At 72.2% G+C, this 20145-nt stretch carries 20 protein-coding genes; 11 read left to right on the top strand and 9 right to left on the bottom strand.

Features of this window, described 5'->3' with window-relative positions:
- Nucleotides 1–3 precede the first annotated feature (3 nt).
- The gene (locus AB0898_RS24400) at nt 4–1392 is read left to right on the top strand and encodes an aldehyde dehydrogenase family protein (protein ID WP_366805078.1); all 1389 of its coding nucleotides are present in this window, start codon (nt 4–6) and stop codon (nt 1390–1392) included.
- A 14-nt stretch (nt 1393–1406) separates the two neighbouring features.
- Nucleotides 1407–2501 carry a zinc-binding dehydrogenase gene (locus AB0898_RS24395; protein ID WP_366805077.1) on the top strand — a complete coding sequence of 365 codons (1095 nt, stop codon included), beginning with the start codon at nt 1407–1409 and terminating at the stop codon, nt 2499–2501.
- A 33-nt stretch (nt 2502–2534) separates the two neighbouring features.
- Here AB0898_RS24395 and AB0898_RS24390 read toward each other — a convergent pair whose 3' ends face one another.
- The 3 genes from AB0898_RS24390 to AB0898_RS24380 all read right to left on the bottom strand — a co-directional run bounded on the left by AB0898_RS24390 (nt 2535) and on the right by AB0898_RS24380 (nt 5016).
- Nucleotides 2535–3515, bottom strand: coding sequence for a DMT family transporter (locus AB0898_RS24390; RefSeq protein WP_366805076.1), 981 nt, complete (start codon nt 3513–3515; stop codon nt 2535–2537).
- A 54-nt stretch (nt 3516–3569) separates the two neighbouring features.
- Nucleotides 3570–4274, bottom strand: a complete 705-nt coding sequence (locus AB0898_RS24385; RefSeq protein WP_366805075.1) for a winged helix-turn-helix domain-containing protein — start codon at nt 4272–4274, stop codon at nt 3570–3572.
- A 100-nt stretch (nt 4275–4374) separates the two neighbouring features.
- Nucleotides 4375–5016, bottom strand: a complete 642-nt coding sequence (locus AB0898_RS24380) for a TetR/AcrR family transcriptional regulator (RefSeq protein ID WP_366805074.1) — start codon at nt 5014–5016, stop codon at nt 4375–4377.
- Between the two features lie 85 nt (nt 5017–5101).
- Between AB0898_RS24380 and AB0898_RS24375 the strand changes: the two genes are divergently transcribed.
- The 3 genes from AB0898_RS24375 to AB0898_RS24365 all read left to right on the top strand — a co-directional run bounded on the left by AB0898_RS24375 (nt 5102) and on the right by AB0898_RS24365 (nt 7343).
- Nucleotides 5102–6253: an acyl-CoA dehydrogenase family protein gene (locus tag AB0898_RS24375; protein ID WP_366805160.1), complete on the top strand. Its 1152-nt coding sequence runs from the start codon at nt 5102–5104 to the stop codon at nt 6251–6253.
- 86 nt (nt 6254–6339) lie between these two features.
- A complete protein-coding gene (locus AB0898_RS24370; RefSeq protein ID WP_366805073.1) occupies nt 6340–6627 on the top strand; it encodes a YiaA/YiaB family inner membrane protein in 288 nt (95 codons plus the stop codon).
- Between the two features lie 92 nt (nt 6628–6719).
- Nucleotides 6720–7343 carry a TetR/AcrR family transcriptional regulator gene (locus AB0898_RS24365; RefSeq protein ID WP_366805072.1) on the top strand — a complete coding sequence of 208 codons (624 nt, stop codon included), beginning with the start codon at nt 6720–6722 and terminating at the stop codon, nt 7341–7343.
- A 64-nt stretch (nt 7344–7407) separates the two neighbouring features.
- On the opposite strand, the gene AB0898_RS24360 is transcribed toward AB0898_RS24365, so the two are convergent.
- Nucleotides 7408–7869 (bottom strand): MaoC family dehydratase, encoded by a 462-nt coding sequence (locus AB0898_RS24360; RefSeq protein ID WP_366805071.1) that lies wholly within the window; start codon nt 7867–7869, stop codon nt 7408–7410.
- A gap of 113 nt (nt 7870–7982) precedes the next feature.
- On the opposite strand from AB0898_RS24360, the gene soxR reads away from it, so the two are divergent.
- The 3 genes from soxR (at nt 7983) to AB0898_RS24345 (ending at nt 10166) form a co-directional block, all read left to right on the top strand.
- Nucleotides 7983–8441 carry a redox-sensitive transcriptional activator SoxR gene (gene soxR, locus AB0898_RS24355; protein WP_366805070.1) on the top strand — a complete coding sequence of 153 codons (459 nt, stop codon included), beginning with the start codon at nt 7983–7985 and terminating at the stop codon, nt 8439–8441.
- Nucleotides 8442–8654: 213 nt separating this feature from the next.
- Nucleotides 8655–8738: a cittilin family RiPP precursor gene (locus AB0898_RS24350; RefSeq protein ID WP_366805159.1), complete on the top strand. Its 84-nt coding sequence runs from the start codon at nt 8655–8657 to the stop codon at nt 8736–8738.
- Between the two features lie 102 nt (nt 8739–8840).
- The gene (locus AB0898_RS24345; RefSeq protein ID WP_366805069.1) at nt 8841–10166 is read left to right on the top strand and encodes a cytochrome P450; all 1326 of its coding nucleotides are present in this window, start codon (nt 8841–8843) and stop codon (nt 10164–10166) included.
- A 354-nt stretch (nt 10167–10520) separates the two neighbouring features.
- Here the strand turns inward: AB0898_RS24345 and AB0898_RS24340 are convergent, their stop codons facing one another.
- A complete protein-coding gene (locus tag AB0898_RS24340; protein WP_366805068.1) occupies nt 10521–11123 on the bottom strand; it encodes a hypothetical protein in 603 nt (200 codons plus the stop codon).
- Between the two features lie 272 nt (nt 11124–11395).
- On the opposite strand from AB0898_RS24340, the gene AB0898_RS24335 reads away from it, so the two are divergent.
- Complete coding sequence (locus tag AB0898_RS24335) at nt 11396–14188, top strand: penicillin acylase family protein (RefSeq protein ID WP_366805067.1); 2793 nt, start codon at nt 11396–11398, stop codon at nt 14186–14188.
- A 51-nt stretch (nt 14189–14239) separates the two neighbouring features.
- Here AB0898_RS24335 and AB0898_RS24330 read toward each other — a convergent pair whose 3' ends face one another.
- Complete coding sequence (locus AB0898_RS24330; RefSeq protein ID WP_366805066.1) at nt 14240–15481, bottom strand: DUF1343 domain-containing protein; 1242 nt, start codon at nt 15479–15481, stop codon at nt 14240–14242.
- 311 nt (nt 15482–15792) lie between these two features.
- Between AB0898_RS24330 and AB0898_RS24325 the strand changes: the two genes are divergently transcribed.
- Nucleotides 15793–16563 carry an SDR family oxidoreductase gene (locus AB0898_RS24325; RefSeq protein WP_366805065.1) on the top strand — a complete coding sequence of 257 codons (771 nt, stop codon included), beginning with the start codon at nt 15793–15795 and terminating at the stop codon, nt 16561–16563.
- A 200-nt stretch (nt 16564–16763) separates the two neighbouring features.
- Nucleotides 16764–17357: a TetR/AcrR family transcriptional regulator gene (locus AB0898_RS24320; protein ID WP_366805064.1), complete on the top strand. Its 594-nt coding sequence runs from the start codon at nt 16764–16766 to the stop codon at nt 17355–17357.
- A 54-nt stretch (nt 17358–17411) separates the two neighbouring features.
- On the opposite strand, the gene AB0898_RS24315 is transcribed toward AB0898_RS24320, so the two are convergent.
- The 3 genes from AB0898_RS24315 to AB0898_RS24305 form a co-directional block, all read right to left on the bottom strand.
- Nucleotides 17412–18626 (bottom strand): acyl-CoA dehydrogenase family protein, encoded by a 1215-nt coding sequence (locus AB0898_RS24315; protein WP_366805063.1) that lies wholly within the window; start codon nt 18624–18626, stop codon nt 17412–17414.
- Between the two features lie 6 nt (nt 18627–18632).
- Complete coding sequence (locus tag AB0898_RS24310) at nt 18633–19655, bottom strand: phosphotransferase family protein (RefSeq protein ID WP_366805062.1); 1023 nt, start codon at nt 19653–19655, stop codon at nt 18633–18635.
- Between the two features lie 181 nt (nt 19656–19836).
- Nucleotides 19837–20136 (bottom strand): hypothetical protein, encoded by a 300-nt coding sequence (locus tag AB0898_RS24305; protein ID WP_366805061.1) that lies wholly within the window; start codon nt 20134–20136, stop codon nt 19837–19839.
- Between the last annotated feature and the right edge of the window lie 9 nt (nt 20137–20145).

Genomic DNA, 20145 nt, shown 5'->3' with positions numbered 1-20145 from the left:
ACCATGAAGGCACACGACGGTCTCTACATCGACGGCGCCTGGCGCCCCGCAGCGGGCCGGGACGTCATCGAGGTGGTCAACCCGGTCGACGAGCAGGTCATCGGCCGCGTCCCGGCCGGGGACGCCCAGGACGTGGACGCCGCCGTACGCGCCGCCCGCGCCGCGCTCCCCGACTGGGCGGCCACGCCGCCGGCCGAGCGCGCGGCCCGGCTCGCCGCCCTGCGCGACGCACTGGCCGCCCGCGCGGACGAGTTCACCGAGACGATCGCCGCCGAACTGGGCGCCCCGCCGGACTTCGCGCGGACCGTGCAGGCCGGGCTGCCCGTCGCGGTCGCCGGGTCCTACGCCGAACTGGCCGCCACCCACCCCTTCGAGGAGAAGGTCGGCAACTCCACCGTCCTGCACGAGCCCGTGGGCGTGGTCGCCGCGATCACCCCCTGGAACTACCCCCTGCACCAGATCGTCGCCAAGGTCGCCCCCGCGCTCGCCGCCGGCTGCGCGGTCGTCCTCAAGCCCGCCGAGAACACCCCGCTGACCGCCCAGCTCTTCGCGGAGGCCGTGCACGAAGCGGGCGTACCCGCCGGGGTGTTCAACCTCGTCACCGGCCTCGGCCCGGTCGCCGGACAGGCCCTCGCCGAACACCCGGGCGTCGACCTCGTGTCCTTCACCGGCTCCACGGCGGTCGGCCGCCGGATCGGCGCGGCGGCCGGAGCGGGCGTCAAGCGCGTCGCGCTGGAACTCGGCGGCAAATCGGCCAATGTCATCCTGCCGAGCGCCGACCTCGCCAAGGCGGTCAAGGTCGGCGTCGCCAACGTGATGGCCAACTCCGGCCAGACGTGCAGCGCGTGGACCCGGATGCTGGTCCACCGCGACCAGTACGAGAAAGCCGTCACGCTCGCCGCCGGGTTCGCCGCCAAGTACGGCGACCGCATCGGCCCGGTCGTCAGCGAACGCCAGCGCGACCGGGTGCGGGGCTACATCGAGAAGGGCGTCGCCGAGGGGGCCCGGCTGGTCGCGGGCGGCCCCGAATCCCCGCGCGAACAGGGGTGGTTCGTCAGCCCGACCGTGTTCGCGGACGTCACCCCGGACATGACCGTCGCCCAGGAGGAGATCTTCGGCCCGGTCCTCGTCGTCCTGCCCTACGACGACGAGGACGACGCCCTGCGTATCGCGGACGGCACCGTCTACGGCCTCGCCGGCGCCGTCTGGGCCGGTGACGAGGAGGAGGCCGCCGCCTTCGCCCGCCGGATGCGCACCGGCCAGGTCGACATCAACGGCGCCCGCTTCAACCCCCTCGCCCCCTTCGGCGGTTACAAGCAGTCCGGAGTCGGCAGGGAACTCGGCGCGTACGGACTGGCCGAGTACCTCCAGACCAAGTCCCTCCAGTTCTGAGGAAGTCGGTGACCATGACCGTACGAGCCGCCGTCCTGCCCGCCGTCGGCGAACCCCTGGAGATCACCGGCATCGAGCTGCCCGCACCCGGCCCCGGCCAGGTCCGCGTCCGCCTCGCCGCCGCCGGGGTCTGCCACTCCGACCTCTCCCTGGCCAACGGCACCCTGCGCGTCCCCGTCCCCGCCGTCCTCGGCCACGAGGGCGCCGGGACCGTCGTGGCCGTGGGGGAGGGGGTGACCCATCTGGCACCCGGGGCGCCCGTGGTGCTCAACTGGGCGCCCGCCTGCGGAGATTGCCCCGCCTGTGCGCGCGGCGAGGTCTGGCTGTGCGGCAACGCGCTCAACGGCGCCGCCGCCGTCCACGCCCACACCGCCGACGGCACCGCACTCCATCCCGGACTGAACGTGGGCGCGTTCGCCGAGGAGACGGTCGTCCCCGCCTCCTGCGCGCTGCCCCTGCCCGACGGCATCCCGCTCACCGACGCGGCCCTCCTCGGCTGCGCCGTCCTCACCGGCTACGGCGCGGTCCACCACTCCGCCCGCGTCCAACCCGGGGAAACCGTCGCGGTGTTCGGGGTCGGCGGCGTCGGACTCGCCGCACTCCAGGCCGCGCGCATCGCGGGCGCGGCACGGATCGTCGCCGTCGATGTCTCCGCCGACAAGGAGGAGTTGGCGCGTGGCGCGGGCGCCACCGACTTCCTCCTCGCCTCCCCGCAGACGCCCCGCGAGATCCGTGCCCTCACCGGCGGGGAGGGCACGGACGTGGCCGTGGAGTGCGCGGGCGTGGCCACCGCCATCCGCGCCGCCTGGGAATCCACCCGGCGCGGCGGCCGCACCACGGTCGTCGGCATCGGCGGCAAGGACCAGCAGGTCACCTTCAACGCCCTCGAACTCTTCCACTGGGGACGGACGTTGTCCGGCTGCGTCTACGGCGACTCGGACCCGGCCCGCGACCTCCCGGTCCTCGCCGAACACGTCCGCGAAGGCCGGCTGGATCTCAAGGCGCTGGTGACGGAACGGATCACCCTGGACGGCATCCCCGCCGCCTTCGAGAACATGCTCGCGGGCAAGGGCGGCCGCTCCCTGGTGCTCTTCGAGGACGCCGGCTGACTCGCGCGGATCAGACTCCCTGACCCCAGCGGATCAGGCCTCCTCGGGCCGCCGCCCGGCCACGGGACCGGCCGCCGGCTCCACCACCGGCTCCCCCTCCGGCCCGGCGGCGCCCCCGACCCGCACCAGCCGCGCCCGCGCCCCGGACCGCGACACCGCCACGCCCGCCAGGCACAGCACCCCGCCCACCAGCGTGAACGGCCCCGGCACCTCGTCCAGCACCAGCCAGGACAGCAGCACGACCAGCGCGGGGACGGCGTACGTCGTCGCGCCCATCCGCGAGGCGGTCGTACGGGCCAGCGCGTACGCCCAGGTGGTGAAGGCCAGGGCGGTCGGGAAGACGCCGAGGTACACCATGTCGAGGGTGGCCGTGAGCGGCGCCCGGGACGCCTCCGTCACCAGCTGACCCGCGAACGGCAGGCAGCACACCGCTCCGACCAGGCAGCCGAACGTCGTCACCTGCAAGGCGCTGGCCGAGCCGAGCGCGGGCTTCTGCGAGACCACACCGCCCGCGTAGGCGACCGCCGCGAGCAGGCACAGCACCACGCCGAACACCGAGGAACCGCCGCCCCCGGACGACATCGACAGCCCCACGACCACCGCGCCCGCGAACGACACCGCCATGCCCGCGAGCAGCCGGGGCGGTATCGGCTCACCGAGCAGCCGGGTGCCGAGCAGGGCGATCAGCAGCGGGCCCACGTTCACCACGAGCGCGGCCGTACCGGCGTCCACCTGCCGTTCGCCCCAGTTGAGGACCACCATGTAGAACCCGAACCACAGCACCCCGGAGATCAGGATGCCCCGCCAGGCGGCACGTGGTGGCCATCCCTCGCGCCGCAGAAGACACAGCGCGCCCAGCGCGACACTCCCCGCGAGCAGCCGCCCGAGCGCCAGCGCCCCCGGCGAATAGGCGTCCCCCGCCGCCCGGATCGCCACGAAGGCGGAGGCCCACAGCACGACGGTGACAACGGCGGCCGCGGTGGGCAGCACGGACCGGGACGAGGACACGTTCATCAAACTCCTTGGAAAGAAGGGAACTTCACGGCTGACGGCACCCGCACCCGCACGTCATCCCACCGAAACCCCGAGCAACTCGGAAAACTTCCGCGCCCCCGTCGCAGTGGCCCGCACCGCGCGCCCCGACCCGATCCGCTCGCACCACCCCGACTCCAGCGCGTGCCGGCACAGCGCCGCCCCCGCCGCCCCGGCGAGATGCGGCCGCCGCTCGGTCCAGTCGAGGCAGGAACGGGCCAGTGGCCGCCGCCCGGAGCGGTCCAGCTCGATGCCGGCCGCGCCGAACCACTCAAGTCCCGCCTCCGTCAGCGCGAACCCGGTGTCCTGGCGCAGCAGCCCCCGCGTGGTGAGGCCGTCCGTGAGCGTGATGCCGAGGTGCCCGGCGAGATGGTCGTAGCAGGTGCGGCCCCGCGCCATCGCGGCCCCGGCGCTCGACTCCCGCAGTGTGCGCGGCCGTTGGCCCACCGCGTCCGCCGGGAGCCGCGCGGTCAGGTCCTCGATCAGCTGGGCCACCTCGGGCCCGGCGAGCCGGACGTAGCGGTGTCGGCCCTGGCGTTCCTCGGCCAGCAGACCGCCCGCGACCAGCTTGCCCAGATGCTCGCTGAGCGTGGACGCGGCCACACCCGCGTGCCGGGCCAGCTCACCGGCGGTCCACGCCCGCCCGTCCAGGAGGGCGAGCAGACACGCGGCCCGCGTCTCGTCCGCGATCAGCGCGGCGAGGGCGGCGAGTCCGGGTGCCCGGGGGGCCTTGGCGGTCATGCGTTCCAGCATGGGGGACGGACACTTCGGCGCCCACCGAAGGAACGCGCGCCGAGACGGAACCCGAGACGGAACCCGAGACGGAAAGACCGCCCCCGGATCAGACCGCCCGCCCCACCCCCGCGAACTGCCCCTCCAGCCCGTCGAGCAGCGCCGCGAGCCCCGTCTCGAAGGCCCGCTCGTCGATCTTCTCCTGCCGGTCGGCGAGGAGATGCGCCTGCCCGAGATGCGGATAGTCGGCGGGGTCGTACGCGCTCTCGTCGTCCACGAACCCCCCGGCGAAGGAGCCCAGCGCGGAGCCCATGATGAAGTACCGCATCAGCGCGCCGATGGAGGTGGCCTGCGCCGGGGGCCAGCCGGCCGCCACCATCGCGCCGTAGACCGCGTCGGCCAGCCGCAGCGCGGCCGGGCGGCGGCCGGGGCCGCGCGCGAGGACCGGGACGATGTTGGGGTGCTCGCGCAGGGCGGAGCGGTAGGAGACGGCCCAGTCGCGCAGCGCGGTCCGCCAGGGGCGCCCGTCCTCGAACATCGACAGGTCCACCTGCGCGCTCACCGAGTCCGCGACCGCCTCCAGGATCTCGTCCTTGGTGCGGAAGTGGTTGTAGAGCGAGGGCCCGCTCACGCCGAGCTCGGCGGCGAGCCGCCGGGTGGAGACAGCGGCGAGCCCTTCGGTGTCCACGAGTTCCCGCGCCGCCGTGACGATCCGGTCGGTGCTGAGGAGGGGCTTGCGCGGTCGGGCCATGGCGCACATAGTAGGGCTGCCACGAGAAACTAGCAGTGCTAATTTAACGCGGGTCCGGCGCGGCCCGGTGTGAGGTGATCGCATGGTGAACCTGGAGCTGAGCGAGGAGCAGGCCGCCGTGCGCGGCCTGGCCCGGGACTTCGTCGCGCGCGAGATCACGCCGTACGCGGCCGCGTGGGACCGCGCCGAGGAGGTCGACCGGGGCATCGTCAAGAAGCTCGGCGAGGTCGGCTTCCTCGGGCTGACCGTCCCGGAGGAGTACGGCGGCTCGGGCGGCGACCATCTCGCGTACTGCCTGGTCACCGAGGAACTGGGGCGCGGCGACTCCTCGGTGCGCGGGATCGTCTCCGTCTCCCTCGGACTGGTCGCCAAGTCGATCGCCGCCTGGGGCGACGAGGAGCAGAAGCGGCGCTGGCTGCCCGGGCTCACCTCCGGCGCGTACGTCGGCTGCTTCGGCCTGACCGAGCCCGGCACCGGCTCCGACGCGGGCAACCTCACCACCCGGGCCGTACGCGACGGCGGCGACTATGTGATCAACGGCGCCAAGACGTTCATCACCAACGGCACCTGGGCCGACGTCGTCCTGCTCTTCGCCCGCTCCACCGGCGCCCCCGGCCACCGGGGCGTCTCCGCCTTCCTGGTCCCCGCCGACACCCCCGGCCTCACCCGCCGCGCCCTCCACGGCAAGCTCGGGCTGCGCGGCCAGGCCACCGCCGAGCTGGTCTTCGAGGACGTGCGGGTGCCCGCCTCCGCGATGGTCGGACCGGAGGGCAAGGGCTTCTCCGTCGCCATGTCCGCGCTCGCCAAGGGGCGGATGTCGGTCGCGGCGGGCTGTGTCGGCATAGCCCAGAGCGCCCTGGACGCGGCCGTGGCGTACGCGGGGGAGCGCGAGCAGTTCGGCAAATCCATCGCCCACCACCAGCTCGTGCAGGAGCTGATCAGCGACATCGCCGTGGACGTGGACGCGGCCCGGCTGCTCACCTGGCGGGTCGCGGACCTGATCGACCGGGGGCAGCCGTTCGCCACCGAGTCCTCCAAGGCCAAGCTGTTCGCCTCCGAGGCCGCCGTGCGCGCCGCCTCCAACGCCCTTCAGGTCTACGGGGGTTACGGCTACATCGACGAGTACCCGGCGGGCAAGCTGCTGCGCGACGCCCGCGTGATGACCCTCTACGAGGGCACCAGCCAGATCCAGAAGCTGCTCATCGGGCGTGCGCTGACCGGTGTTTCGGCGTTCTGAGCGGACCGAGGGCAGCCCTTTTCTGAGTATCCGTACTGAGTACGCGGGCGGATGTGCCACGGGCCGCGTCCGCCGACACTCGTGCCATGAACGAATCACCGGTCAAGCAGCAGAGCACGGCGGCCTTCTACGGGCAGGCCGTCGCCTCCTTCGCCGTCGCCATGACGGCCACCGCCATCGGTATCGTGCGGCTGGACGCCGACGCCTGGGTGCGGAGTTTCCTCGCCATCGCCGTCCTGTACCTCGTGACCTCCGCGTTCACCCTCGCCAAGGTGATCCGGGACCGGCAGGAGCTGGGGCAGATCGTCAGCCGGGTCGACCAGGCGCGGGTGGAGAAGCTGCTCGCGGCGCACGACCCGTTCGAGAAGCTGTGAGCCCCAGGCCGCTGTGCGGGCGCCTACGCTAAGCGGTCGCTCACCTTCGGCGGTATGGTGGTGCTCCTGTCAGCGAGAGGGGCCAGTGAGCGATGAGTACGGCGGAGGAGACGGCCGGCGCCGAGATGGAGCCGTGGGCCGAGGTCACCCCTGACGCGGCCCGGCGCCTGCTCGTCGCCGCCGTGGAGGCCTTCGCCGAGCGCGGCTACCACGCGACGACGACCCGCGACATCGCGGGCCGCGCGGGCATGAGCCCGGCCGCGCTCTACATCCACTACAAGACCAAGGAAGAGCTGCTCCACCGCATCAGCCGGATCGGCCACGACAAGGCGCTGGACATCATGCGCACGGCCGCCGGGCGGGAGGGCAGCGCCACCGAGCGGCTCGCCGACGCGGTCGGCTCCTTCGTACGCTGGCACGCCGGACGGCGCACCACCGCGCGGGTCGTGCAGTACGAACTGGACGCGCTCTCGCCCGACGCGCGCGCCGAGATCCTCGCGCTGCGCCGCCAGGTGGACGCCGAGGTGCGCGGGATCATCGAGGACGGCGTGGCCGCGGGCGAGTTCGACGTGCCCGACGTCCAGGGCACCACCCTCGCGGTGCTCTCGCTCTGCATCGACGTGGCCCGCTGGTTCAACGTGGACGGACCGCGCACCCCGGAGCAGGTCGGCGCGCTCTACGCCGACCTGGTGCTGCGGATGGTGGGGGCGCGATGAGCGCGCCCCGCGCCGTCCGCGCGCCCCGCGCCGCCCGTCAGGGGTCCGTACGACGCCGTACCGGTCAGAAGTAGTACCGGGACACCGACTCCGCCACGCACACCGGCTTCTCGCCGCCCTCGCGCTCCACGGTGAAGGCGACCGACACCTGGACCCCGCCGGGCACGTCCTCCACGTTCGTGATCGTCGCGGTGGCGCGCAGCCGGGAGCCGACCGGCACCGGGGCGGGGAAGCGGACCTTGTTCGTGCCGTAGTTGACGCCCATCTTCACGCCCTCGACCGCGATGAGCCGCGGCCCGAACAGGGGGAGCAGCGAGAGGGTGAGATAGCCGTGCGCGATGGTCGTGCCGAACGGGCCCGCCGCGGCCTTCTCCGGGTCGACGTGGATCCACTGGTGGTCCCCGGTGGCCTCGGCGAACAGGTCGATCCGCTTCTGGTCGACCTCCAGCCAGTCGGTGTGGCCCAGCTGCTCGCCCACGGCCGCCTTCAGCTCGTCGGGGGAGGTGAAGGTCCTCGGTTCTGCCATGTTCCCGGCCTCTCGCTCGCGTCACTCTCGCGTCTCTAAGCAACTGCTTAGCATGGTCGGCGCCGGGGCACCTGTCAACGGACTCCGCGCGGCGGGTCGGTAGGCTCTGAGGAGTGTCCCGCATTCCCGAGAAGGTCCACGAGCTGACCGTCGGCCAGCTGTCCGCGCGCAGCGGCGCCGCCGTCTCCGCGCTGCACTTCTACGAGGCCAAGGGGCTGATCCACAGCCGGCGCACCTCCGGCAACCAGCGGCGCTACGGCCGGGACACCCTGCGCCGCGTCGCCTTCATCCGCGCCGCCCAGCGCGTCGGCATCCCGCTCGCCACGATCCGCGAGGCCCTCGCCGAACTCCCCGAGGAACGCACCCCGACCCGCGAGGACTGGGCCCGCCTCTCCGAGGCCTGGCGCACCGAGCTGGACGACCGCATCGCCCAGCTCAACCGCCTCCGCGACCACCTCACCGACTGCATCGGCTGCGGCTGCCTCTCCCTCAAGAGCTGCGTCCTGTCCAACCCGGACGACATACACGGCGAACAGCAGGCGGGCTCACGCCTGATGCGGGAGAAGCGCTGACCGTCGAGTGAGGGCGCTGGGTCTACCCTCGCGGCGTCGTGCGTATGCGAAGGGCCGGACGCTTTGGCCGATTGTGTTCGACGCAAGAGGGCGTAATCGGTCAAGACTTTGAGGTGTCTTCGAACCCCTCCCAAGAGAAACCTTTCTGCGTCAATACTGTCTCCGCTCACCACCAACCGGTGTGAGCGCTGACCGCAGCGGAGGTGTTTCAAGATGCGCAAGATGGTTCTGACCGGTGCCCTGTTCGCACGCCTGACCCGCAAGGACCGCCTGACTCTGCCGTACCTCTACTACTGACCGGTGACCGTCACCCACTACTGACCGGTGACCGTGGCGGCCGGGCTCCCGCGCGAGTGCGCCGGGGCCCGGCCGCCGGGTCCGGAGCGTGTTGGAGGAGCCATGGCGGCAACGGACGTCGGTGCCACCGAGATACCCGGGCCCGCGGGCGACCGGCTGCTGGGCAACCTGCAGTCCTTCGCCACGGACCCCCTCGCCTTCCTGACCCGGTGCGCGCGAACCTACGGAGACGTGGTGCGCATCGGGGAGCAGAACGTACTGCTCACCCACCCCTCCTACGTCGAGCGGGTGCTGGTCGACCGGGCGTCGTCGTTCGTGAAGCGGGGACCGGAGACCCAGCGGGATTCCCGGAGGCAGGGCCTCCCCCTCTCCACCATGAACAGCGAGGGTGACGAGTGGCGGGTCCGAAGGCACCGCGTTCAGCCCGCGTTCGGCAGGAAGCTCACGCAGGCCGCGGCCGAGACCGTGGACGCCCAGAGCGACCGCATGCTGACGGCGTGGAAGGACGGCGACACCCGCGATCTGCAGGCCGACGTGTCGCTGGTGACCCTGCGGCTGGTCACCTCCCTGCTGTTCGGGGAGGAGTTCACGGACGGCGAAGCCGAGGACGTCGCCCGTCTGGTCGGCGCCATCATGGATCTGTCCACGAACCCCGTCATCCTTCCCTCGTGGATTCCCACCCCGACCCATGTACGTGTCCGCCGCTCGCTGACCAAGGTCGACCGGGCCCTGGCGCACGTGGCCGCCGCCGTCAGGACCCGCACCCCCGAGCGCGCACCCCTCCTGCACGCGCTGATCGGCGGAAGCCCGCCGCCGTCGGCCGCCGAGATCCACGACGAACTCGCCACCATGGTGATGGCGGGATACGAGACCACGAACGACGCCGTCGTCTGGGCCTGTGTCCTGCTCGCCCAGCATCCGGAAGCCGCCGAACGCGTCCACGAGGAGGCGCGGGCCGCCTTCGGCACCGTGGATCCGGGACCGCCGAGAACGGCGGCCCTCCGGTACACCGACGCGGTGGTCAGGGAGGCGCTCCGGCTCTACTCGCCCGTGTGGATCACGAGCCGTGACGCGGCCGAGGACCTCACGTTCGGGGACCACGTCGTTCCCAGCGGGACGACCGTGACGGTGAGCCAGTGGGTGAACCACCGCGACCCCCGCTTCTGGGACCGGGCCGAGACGTTCCTCCCGGAGCGCTGGCTGGACGGCGGGCCGTCCACCGTCCCCAGAGGGTCCTACTTCCCGTTCGGCCTGGGCCCCCGGGCCTGCATCGGCGCCTCCGTCGCGACGATCGAGACCGTTCACATCGTCGCGGACATATGGCGGCGCTTCAGCCTGTCCCTGGCCGGCCCCGCGGCCGTGCGTCCACGGCCCGCGCTGGCCCTGCAGCCGGTCAACGCCGGATTCACGGTGCGCCGACGCGGATGATCCCGGCGGCGGGGGCGCCCCACGCGAACGGGGTGCCCGCGCACCGGCCCGAGCCGTGAGCTCCGGCCGAGGAGCCAGGGGGTACGGCCTGTCGACGTGCCCCCGCGCACGCCCCGGCGCGTCCGGCGATGTCCCTGCCGCGCCTCGCACGCGGGACGTGTCCGCGCCCCCGACCGCTCCCCGGGCGGCCGGCCTTCACCCCCTCCCGCTCGGGCGCCCGAGTGGGCGTACCCGGATCCGGCGGAACGCAGGGGGCGTAGGGAATCCCGTACGCGGGGCGCGTGCCCCCACCCCGCGCCCCCAAGGTATCCGCACCACCGGCCCAGGCGGCTCGCCCCCGAACCGGCGGAGCCGTCACGCCGACATCAGCAGCCGCTCCCGCCGTGCCGTCGCCAGCGCCCTCGGTGTCAGGACCGGGCGGGGGACCAGGATGCCGCAGTCCGCGCAGACCGGGCCCGAGGACGGGGCGTGGGCGAGGCCGTAGCGCCAGAGGAGGCGTTCGCCGGCGCAGACCGGGCAGACCGAACCCGGCTCCCGTTCGAGCGCGGTGATCAGCCGGCGCAGTACCTCGGCCAGCGGCTCACGGGGATGAAGCCGCGGGTCGTCGCACCAGGCGACCCCGAAGCCGCCCCAGGTCATCCGGTGCCAGTCGTCCACACTGCCGGGCCTGCGCAGCCCGTCGTGCTTCTCCTTCCTGCGCCGCTCGGCGAACTCGGTCTCGTAGGCCAGCCACACCGCACGCGCCTCCTCCAGCTCCTCCAGTGCGGCCACGAGCCGCGCCGGGTCCGGGGAGCGGTCCTCGGGGCCGAAACCGGCCCGGGAGCACAGATGGTCCCAGGTCGCCCGGTGCCCGTACGGAGCGAACCGCTCCAGGCACTTGCGCAGCGAGTAGCGCCTCAGCGCCAGATCGCACCGCGGATCGCGCACCTGTCTCGCCAGACTTCGGAATCCGGCCATCGCCCTGCACCTCCGTCACCTCTGTGTCGCACGTCGGTCACCTCGGCGTCGCCGTACAGCGTTCGCGTGCGACGTTGCCGAATAGACGTACCGCCGGTCCATCCGGCTCCATCCGATTTCCGATGCCCTCCCATAAGGCGGCCCGGGTTGACCGCCCCGGCCCCCGTCCGGGCCATCTCCCTGGCAGAGCACCGAAGTTGACGCATGTTCACCTTCCATCGCGGGGATACCGCCGGTAACGTCCGGCCCACCCCCAGTCGGCAGGAGCTGCCATGGCACGGCGCACCCCACGTAACGCGTTGTCCGACAGAGCGAGAACTCCCCGCACTCTTTCCGGGTTCCTGAAGACGGCGTCCATATGCGTCCTGATCGCCGGTCTTCTCTCACCCCTCACCCAGGCGGCGGCAGCCGGAACCCCCGCCGCGGCCCCCAACGACTACTGCGGCGGCCAGTGTTCCGACATCCTGCCGCCCGGCGAGAACGGCAACGCCACCCTCGCCCAGATCCTGCTCAACCAGGTGTTCGGCACCCAGCCCGACCACGCCGAGGACCAGCTCGGCCCCTACGCCAACCTGGCCACCGGTTACTCCGGTCTGACCGACGCGAAGATCAACACCTTCTTCAACGACTCCTCGTTCGGCGTCCCCGCCGACCAGGTCGCCTCCACCGAGAAGCCCGCCGGGCGCGCCGACGTCACGATCGTGCGCGACAAGAAGACCGGCGTGCCGCACATCACCGGCACCAGCCGCTACGGCACCGAGTTCGGCGCCGGGTACGCGGCCGCCGAGGACCGGCTCTGGCTCATGGACCTGTTCCGGCACGTGGGACGCGGCCAGTTGACCACGTTCGCCGGCGGCGCCCTCGCCAACCAGGGTCTTGAACAGCAGTTCTACCGCAGCGCCCCCTACACCGAGGCCGACCTCCAGGCCCAGATCGACAGCGCCGTGGCCCGCGGCGGCGACCGAGGCCGCCAGGCCCTCACCGACGCGGGCGCCTACCTCGACGGCATCAACTCCTACATCGACGCCTCCGACAGCGGCCGCTACTTCCCCGGCGAGTACGTCCTCACCGGCCACAAGGACTCCATCACCAACGCGGGCACCATCGACCACTTCAAGATCACCGACCTGGTGGCGCTCGCCTCGGTCGTCGGCGCCCTGTTCGGCTCCGGTGGCGGCGGCGAGGTCGACAACGCCGTCTCGCTGCTCGCCGCGCAGTCCAAGTACGGCGTCGAGGAGGGCACCAAGGTCTGGGAGTCCTTCCGCGAGCGCGACGACCCCGAGGCCGTCCTCACCGTCCACGACGGCCAGAGCTTCCCCTACGGCACCCGGCCCGCCGACGCCAGGGGCGAGGCCCTGCCCGACGCCGGCTCGGTGACCCAGGAACCCCTGGTCTACGACCGCACCGGCAGCGCGGGCGCGGCGAGCGCCGAGTCCGCCTCGAAGACGGCCGCGAGGACCACCCTCGGCTCGGCGAAACGCGGCATGTCCAACGCGCTCGTCGTCAGCGGCGCGCACACCGCGAGCGGGCATCCCGTCGCCGTCTTCGGCCCACAGACCGGCTACTTCGCCCCGCAGCTGCTGATGCTCCAGGAGATCCAGGGCCCCGGCATCAGCGCACGCGGCGCCTCCTTCGCGGGCCTGAGCATGTACGTCGAACTCGGCCGGGGCCAGGACTACTCCTGGAGCGCGACCACCTCCGGCCAGGACATCATCGACAGCTACGCGGTCGAGCTGTGCCAGGACGACTATCACTACCTGTACCACGGCACCTGCACCGCCATGGAGCAGCTCGAACAGAAGAACGCCTGGAAGCCGACCGTGGCCGACGGCACCGCCGCCGGTTCGTACACCCTGCGCGTCTGGCGCACCAAGTACGGTCCCGTGCAGTACCGGGCGACCGTCGGCGGCAAGAAGGTCGCCTACACCACCCTGCGCTCCTCCTACTTCCACGAGGCCGACTCGATCATCGGCTTCCAGATGCTGAACGACCCCGACTACGTCAAGGGCCCCGAGGACTTCCAGAAGGCGGCCCAGCACATCAACTACACGTTCAACTGGTTCTACGCCGACTCCCGGCACACCGCCTACTACAACAGCGGCGACAACCCGGTCCGCGCCGACGGCGTCGACAGCGAGTTCCCGGCCTGGGGCCGCCCCGACTACGAGTGGCGCGGCTGGAACCCGGCCGGCAACACCGCCGACTACACCCCGCCCTCCGCCCATCCGCAGTCCGTCGACCAGGACTACTACATCTCCTGGAACAACAAGCAGGCCAAGGACTACGCAGCCGCCCCCTGGGGCGAGGGCTCGGTACACCGGGGCGACCTGCTGGAGGACCGGGTGAGCAAGCTCGCCGCCGCCGGCGGGGTGACCCGCACCAAGCTGGTCCAGGCGATGGCCGGGGCCGCCCTCGCCGACCTGCGCGCCGAGGACGTGCTGCCCAAGCTGCTGAAAGTGGTCAACTCCTCGCCGGTGACGGACGGTACGGCCGCCTCGGCGGTCGCCAAGCTCCAGGCGTGGGTGACCGCGGGCGCCCAGCGCAAGGAGACGTCGGCGGGTTCGAAGAAGTACGCCGACGCCGACGCGATCCGCATCCTGGACGCCTGGTGGCCGCTGCTGGTGAAGGCCGAGTTCGAACCCGGCCTCGGCACCGGCCTGTTCACCGCGTTCACGGCCAACCTGCCCGTGGACGAGGCGCCTTCGGCCGGGCACGGCCCGACCGGCTCGCACGCCGGAAGCTCCTTCCAGTACGGCTGGTGGAGCTATGTCGACAAGGACATCCGGGCCGTCCTAGGTGAGCCCGTGCAGGGGCCGCTCGCCCGCAAGTACTGCGGCGACGGCAGCCTCACCGCCTGCCGGGACGCGCTGATCAGCACCCTCAAGCAGGCGGCCGGGCGCACCGCGGCCCAGGTCTACCCGGGCGACGACCAGTGCTCGGCCGGCGACCAGTGGTGCGCCGACTCGATCGCCCAGCGCACCCTCGGCGGCATCAAGCACGGAAAGATCAGCTGGCAGAACCGGCCGACCTTCCAGCAGGTCGTGGAGTACACCTCGCACCGGTGACGCGTGCGGCCGCCAAGTCACCTATTCCTTGGGTGACTTGGCGGCCGTCGCTCAGCGGTAGAGCAGATACTTCCCGCGCGTCCGCCGGAACGCCGTCAGCTCCGGCTTCCAGGCGGCGGTCACCTCGTCGGTGCCGGCGCCCGCGTCGATCATCGTGCGCACCCGGTCCGAACCGGTGAGCTTGTCGATCCAGTCGTCCGTGCGCCAGGCGAAGTCCTTCCACACCCGCTTCGCCGTCACCAGCAGCCCGATCCCGGTGCGCACCGGGTCGTAGGCCGACCGGTCGTGCACGTGGAGCTGCACCCCGCCCACCGTCTTTCCCTGGAACTTGGAGAAGGTGGGCGCGAAGTACGCCTCCCTGAACCGCACGCCGGGCAGCCGGAGTCGGTTCGCCGCCTCGGCCCAGCGGCCGTCGACGCCCTCAGCGCCGAGGAGTTCGAAGGGGCGGGTGGTGCCGCGCCCCTCGGACAGGTTCGTGCCCTCGAACAGACAGGTCCCCGAGTACACCAACGCGGTATCGGGAGTGGGCATGTTGGGGCTCGGCGGCACCCAGGGCAGCCCGCACGCGTCGTACCACATCGTCCGCCGCCACCCCGTCATCCGCACCGTCTCCAGCGGTACCGGCTTCTCCAGGAACTCCCCGTTGAACAGCAGCGCCAGCTCGGCCGCCGTCATCCCGTGCGCCTGGGCGATCGGGCGCCGTCCGACGAAACTCGCGAACTCCTGGTGCAGCACCGGACCTTGGGCGGACCTTCCGGTCACCGGGTTGGGGCGGTCCAGGACCATGAACCGCTTCCCCGCGAGCGCGGCCGCCTCCATGCAGTCGTACAGCGTCCAGATGTAGGTGTAGAAGCGGGCGCCCACGTCCTGGATGTCGAAGACCACCGTGTCCACACCGGACGCGGTGAACACCTCGGCCAGAGCGGCGCCGCTCTTCAAGTACGTGTCGTAGACCGGCAGTTCGGTCGCCGGGTCGTCGTAGCGGCCCTCGGAACCGCCCGCCTGCGCGGTGCCCCGGAAGCCGTGCTCGGGCCCGAACACGGCGGTGAGGCGCACGCGCGGGTCGGCGTGCATCACGTCCACGATGTGCCGGACGTCGCGGGTGATCCCGGTCGGGTTGGTGACGATCCCGACCTTGCGGCCCGCCAGCGGCGCGTACCCCTCGGCGACCAGCCGCTCGAACCCCGTGCGCAGCCCGCCCGCGTCCCCGGCGGTCGACGCCGGGACGGGCATCGCCCCGGCGACCGTGGCCGTGGCGGTGGTGGTGAGCAGGCTCCGTCTGGACAGCGTCATGCGGGTTACCTCCGTGATCGCGGCGGACGAGCGGTGACGTACGGGACGTGCGAGATGTACGGGATGTACGGGACGTGCGCGTGGCGTGTGGGTGAGGTGGGGGCCGGTCGGGTGACGTACGGGCGGTGTGCGGCGGGCGTGGCCCCGGGGACGCTAGCGCGGGACCGGCCGCCAGGGAACGAGCCGGACCGCGGCCGTCCGTGTTTTCCCTTCCGCCGGGCATACCGACTGGTTAGTCTGGCGCGAGTGGCGCCGGAAACGCGCCACGCCGGGCCGTACCGAGCCGTGTCGCGTGTCGAGGGAGACCGAGGGTGGAAGCTGTGCGGGATGCCGCAGTCGTCGTCACCGGGGCGGGCGGGGGAATCGGGGCCGCGCTGGCCCGCCGGTTCGCCGCCGAGGGCGCCCGGGTGGCCGTCAACGACCTGGACGCCGGCAAGGCCAAGGCGGTGGCCGAGGAGATCGGCGCCGTCGCCGTGCCCGGCGACGCCTCCGCGATCGTCGAGGAGGCCCGCGAGGCCCTCGGTGGCACCATCGACGTCTACTGCGCCAACGCGGGCGTCGCCTTCGAGGACTCCCTGCCCGACGGGCCGCTCGACGAGCGCTCCTGGCAGACCTCCTGGGACGTCAACGTCATGGCCCACGTCCGCGCCGCCCACGCCCTGCTGCCCGAGTGGCTGGAGCGGGGCGGCGGCCGGTTCGTCTCCACCGTCTCCGCCGCCGGACTGCTCACCATGATCGGCGCCCCCTCCTACAGCGTCACCAAGCACGGCGCGCTCGCCTTCGCCGAGTGGCTGTCGCTCACCTACCGGCACCGGGGCCTCAAGGTCCACGCCATCTGCCCGCAGGGCGTGCACACCGACATGCTCGCCGCCACCGGCAGCGCCGGCGACCTCGTGCTCCAGCCCACCGCCATCGAACCGGAGGCGGTCGCGGACGCGCTCCTCAAGGGCATCGCCGAGGACCGCTTCCTGATCCTCCCGCACCCCGAGGTCGCCGACTACTACCAGGCGCGCGCCGCCGCCCCCGACCGCTGGCTGGCCGGCATGAACCGCGTCCAGCGGACCTGGGAGGGGGACCGCTGACGGCCGGCGGAAGGACGCCGCAGGGCGGCCACCGGGCTCGCGGAACCGGCTCCCGTGCCCCCGGCGTCCGCAACGGTTGACGGTCCGGCGCATCCACCCCAGGCCGGTAATGGGAAGATCCTCCGGCGGGACACGCGTCGCACGCGTGCGACCAGGACGAGAGCAGTCGGCGTAGGACGACGGAAAGGCAGGTGGCGGAAGTGCCCAGGACCACGGACGGGGACGGGACGCCCGTACCCCGGCGGCTGCTGGACGCCGCCACCCGCCTCTTCGCCGAACAGGGCTACGACCGCACCTCGGTCCAGGAGATCGTGGAGGCGGCCGGCGTCACCAAGGGCGCGCTCTACCACTACTTCGGCTCCAAGGACGACCTCCTGCACGAGGTGTACGCGCGCGTGCTGCGCCTCCAGCAGGACCGCCTGGACACCTTCGCGGACGCGGACGAGCCGGTCGAGAAGCGGCTGCGCGCCGCCGCCGCCGACGTCGTGGTCACCACCATCGACAACCTGGACGACGCCGCGATCTTCTTCCGCTCCATGCACCATCTGAGCCCGGAGAAGAACAAGCAGGTCCGCGCCGAGCGCCGCCGCTACCACGAACGCTTCCGCGCGCTCATCGAAGAGGGCCAGCGCGAGGGCGTCTTCTCCACCGCCACCCCCGCCGACCTGGTCGTGGACTACCACTTCGGCTCGGTCCACCATCTGTCGACCTGGTACCGCCCGGAGGGCCCGCTGACCCCGCAGCAGGTCGCCGACCACCTGGCGGACCTGTTGCTGCGCGCGCTGCGGCCGTAGAACCATGCGTAAGGGGCGCCCGCCATGGCGAACGCCCCTTACCTCACGCCCCTGCTACAGGTACTTCTTCAGCTCCCGCCGCGCCAGCGACCGCTGGTGCACCTCGTCGGGACCGTCCGCCAGCATCAGCGTGCGCGCGCTCGCGTACAGCTCCGCCAGCGGGAAGTCCTGGCTCACCCCGCCCGCGCCGTGCAGCTGGATCGCGCGGTCCAGGATCTCCACCACCGCACGGGGCGTGGCGATCTTGATGGCCTGGATCTCGGTGTGGGCGCCCTTGTTGCCGACCGTGTCCATCAGCCAGGCCGTCTTCAGCACCAGAAGCCGCAGCTGCTCGACCGTCACCCGGGCGTCCGCGATCCAGTTCTGCACCACACCCTGCTGGGCCAGCGCCTTGCCGAAGGCCGTACGGGACACCGCCCGGCGGCACATCAGCTCGATCGCCCGCTCGGCCATGCCGATCAGCCGCATGCAGTGGTGGATGCGCCCCGGACCGAGCCGCGCCTGCGCGATGGCGAAGCCGCCGCCCTCCTCGCCGACCAGGTTCGACACCGGCACGCGCACCCGGTCGAAGACGACCTCGGCGTGGCCGCCGTGCGAGTGGTCCTCGTAGCCGAAGACCTGCATGGCCCGCTTCACCGTGAGACCGGGCGTGTCGCGGGGGACCAGCACCATGGACTGCTGACGGCGGGGGTCGGCGCCGTCCGGGTCGGTCTTGCCCATCACGATGAAGATCTGGCAGTCCGGGTTCATCGCCCCGGAGATGTACCACTTGCGGCCGGTGATGACGTACTCGTCGCCGTCCCGCTCGATCAGCGTGGTGATGTTGGTGGCGTCCGAGGAGGCCACCTCCGGCTCGGTCATCGCGAACGCCGAGCGGATCTCCCCGGCGAGCAGCGGCTCCAGCCACTGCTTCTTCTGCGCCTCGGTGCCGAACTGCGCCAGCACCTCCATGTTCCCGGTGTCCGGGGCCGCGCAGTTGGTCGCGGGCGGCGCCAAGTGCGGGGAACGGCCGGTGATTTCGGCGAGGGGCGCGTACTGGAGGTTGGTGAGCCCCGCGCCGTACTCGTCGTCGGGCAGGAACAGGTTCCACAGCCCCTGCCTGCGCGCCTCGGCCTTCAACTCCTCGACCACGGCCGGGGTGTCCCATGGTGAGGCCAGCCGCGCCCGCTGCTCCTCGGCGACCGGCTCGGCCGGGTACACGTACTCGTCCATGAAGGCGAGGAGCTTTTCCCGCAGTTCCTCGGTGCGCGCGTCGAACGCGAAGTCCATGTGCGGTCAGCCTTCCTGGAGAGTCGTCAAGCCGTGGTCGATGAAGACGGGGACGAGGTCCCCGATGCGGTCGAAGCCGCGCCCGACCGTCTGGCCGAGGGTGTACCGGTAGTGGATGCCCTCCAGGATCACGGCGAGCTTGAACCAGGCGAACGCCGTGTACCAGTTGACGTCCGAGACATCCCGCCCGGAGCGCGCCGCGTACCGCTCGATCAGCTCACGCGGGGCCGGGTGGCCCGGTGCCTCGGCGGTGGTGGAGACGGGGGAGTGGGCCATGCCGAGCGGCCGGCTGTACATCACCAGCAGGCCCAGGTCGGTCAGCGGGTCGCCGAGCGTGGACATCTCCCAGTCGAGGATGGCCTCGATACGGTCGTCGGTGCCGATGAGCACGTTGTCCAGGCGGTAGTCGCCGTGCACGACCGCAGGAGCCGGGGAGTCGGGCAGCGAGCGGCCGAGCGCCGCGTGCAACTCGTCGATACCCGCCAGCTCGCGGTTGCGGGAGGCGTCCAACTGCTTGCCCCAGCGCCGCAGTTGGCGGTCCAGGAAGCCCTCGGGGCGGCCGAAGTCCGCGAGGCCCACCTCGCCGGGGTCCACCGCGTGCAGCTCGACGAGGGTGTCCACCAGCGACAGCACCGCGTCCCGGGTGCGCTCCGGGCCGAGCGGGGCGAGCTGGTCCGCCGTGCGGTAGGGGGTGCCCTCGACGTACTCCATGACGTAGAACGGAGCCCCGAGCACCTCCTCGTCCTCGCACAGCAGCACCGGACGGGGGACCGGGACCTCGGTCGGGTGCAGGGCGCTGATCACCCGGTGCTCGCGCCGCATGTCGTGCGCGGTGGCGAGCACATGGCCCAGCGGCGGACGGCGGACGACCCACTTCGAGGTGCCGTCGGACACCGCGTAGGTGAGGTTCGACCGTCCGCCCTCGATCAGCCGGCCGGTCAGGGGGCCGTTCACCAGGCCGGGCCGCTCACGGTCGAGCAGCGCGCGCAGCCGGTCGGGATCGAGTCCGGGCGGGTGGTCGGCGCTCATACTTCACTCCTACGAACGGGCGAACAGGAACGGGCGAAGAGGAACCCGTCTCATGATGCCGACCGGTCGGTATGTCGTCCAGTGTGTTCACCGGAACCGGTCCGATCAGTGACCGGGACCACAGCGACGCGCGACGGCCCCTCCGGCGCGGCGCCGGAGGGGCCATGGGGGCCGGGCGGGCTCAGTGGTCGTCGTAGTGGTCCCCGTGCTCGGCGTGCCGGTGCCCGTCGTGCAGATAGTCCACATGGTCGTCGTGCGCCACGCGCGCGTGCCCGCACTCCTCGTGGTGCACATGGTCGTGACCGGGGTGCGCGATGTGCCCGGCGGGCTCGCACTCGTCCCAGTGGTCGCTGTGGGCGCGGTGCAGATGGCCGTCGTGCGCGTAGTCGACGTGGTCGCCGTGCGGTACGGCGGAGTGCCCGCAGCCCGGTCCGTGGCTGTGCGCGCCGTGCTCGGAGTGTTCCTGGTGAAGGTCGGTCATGGGGCTCAC

Origin of the sequence: Streptomyces sp. NPDC005435, from assembly GCF_040703155.1 — a bacterium.
GTDB lineage: Bacteria > Actinomycetota > Actinomycetes > Streptomycetales > Streptomycetaceae > Streptomyces.
Note: the sequence above shows the minus strand (reverse complement) of the source record. Positions and strands in the feature narration are given on the sequence as shown.

Excerpts from the sequence above, each read along its gene's own strand:
- AB0898_RS24400 (WP_366805078.1), top strand. The coding sequence starts at position 4 with ATGAAGGCACACGACGGTCTCTACATCGACGGCGCCTGGCGCCCCGCA.
- AB0898_RS24395 (WP_366805077.1), top strand. The coding sequence starts at position 1,407 with ATGACCGTACGAGCCGCCGTCCTGCCCGCCGTCGGCGAACCCCTGGAG.
- AB0898_RS24390 (WP_366805076.1), bottom strand. The coding sequence starts at position 3,515 with ATGAACGTGTCCTCGTCCCGGTCCGTGCTGCCCACCGCGGCCGCCGTT.
- AB0898_RS24385 (WP_366805075.1), bottom strand. The coding sequence starts at position 4,274 with ATGACCGCCAAGGCCCCCCGGGCACCCGGACTCGCCGCCCTCGCCGCG.
- AB0898_RS24380 (WP_366805074.1), bottom strand. The coding sequence starts at position 5,016 with ATGGCCCGACCGCGCAAGCCCCTCCTCAGCACCGACCGGATCGTCACG.
- AB0898_RS24370 (WP_366805073.1), top strand. The coding sequence starts at position 6,340 with ATGAACGAATCACCGGTCAAGCAGCAGAGCACGGCGGCCTTCTACGGG.
- AB0898_RS24365 (WP_366805072.1), top strand. The coding sequence starts at position 6,720 with ATGAGTACGGCGGAGGAGACGGCCGGCGCCGAGATGGAGCCGTGGGCC.
- AB0898_RS24360 (WP_366805071.1), bottom strand. The coding sequence starts at position 7,869 with ATGGCAGAACCGAGGACCTTCACCTCCCCCGACGAGCTGAAGGCGGCC.
- AB0898_RS24350 (WP_366805159.1), top strand. The coding sequence starts at position 8,655 with ATGCGCAAGATGGTTCTGACCGGTGCCCTGTTCGCACGCCTGACCCGC.
- AB0898_RS24345 (WP_366805069.1), top strand. The coding sequence starts at position 8,841 with ATGGCGGCAACGGACGTCGGTGCCACCGAGATACCCGGGCCCGCGGGC.
- AB0898_RS24340 (WP_366805068.1), bottom strand. The coding sequence starts at position 11,123 with ATGGCCGGATTCCGAAGTCTGGCGAGACAGGTGCGCGATCCGCGGTGC.
- AB0898_RS24335 (WP_366805067.1), top strand. The coding sequence starts at position 11,396 with ATGGCACGGCGCACCCCACGTAACGCGTTGTCCGACAGAGCGAGAACT.
- AB0898_RS24330 (WP_366805066.1), bottom strand. The coding sequence starts at position 15,481 with ATGACGCTGTCCAGACGGAGCCTGCTCACCACCACCGCCACGGCCACG.
- AB0898_RS24315 (WP_366805063.1), bottom strand. The coding sequence starts at position 18,626 with ATGGACTTCGCGTTCGACGCGCGCACCGAGGAACTGCGGGAAAAGCTC.
- AB0898_RS24310 (WP_366805062.1), bottom strand. The coding sequence starts at position 19,655 with ATGAGCGCCGACCACCCGCCCGGACTCGATCCCGACCGGCTGCGCGCG.
- AB0898_RS24305 (WP_366805061.1), bottom strand. The coding sequence starts at position 20,136 with ATGACCGACCTTCACCAGGAACACTCCGAGCACGGCGCGCACAGCCAC.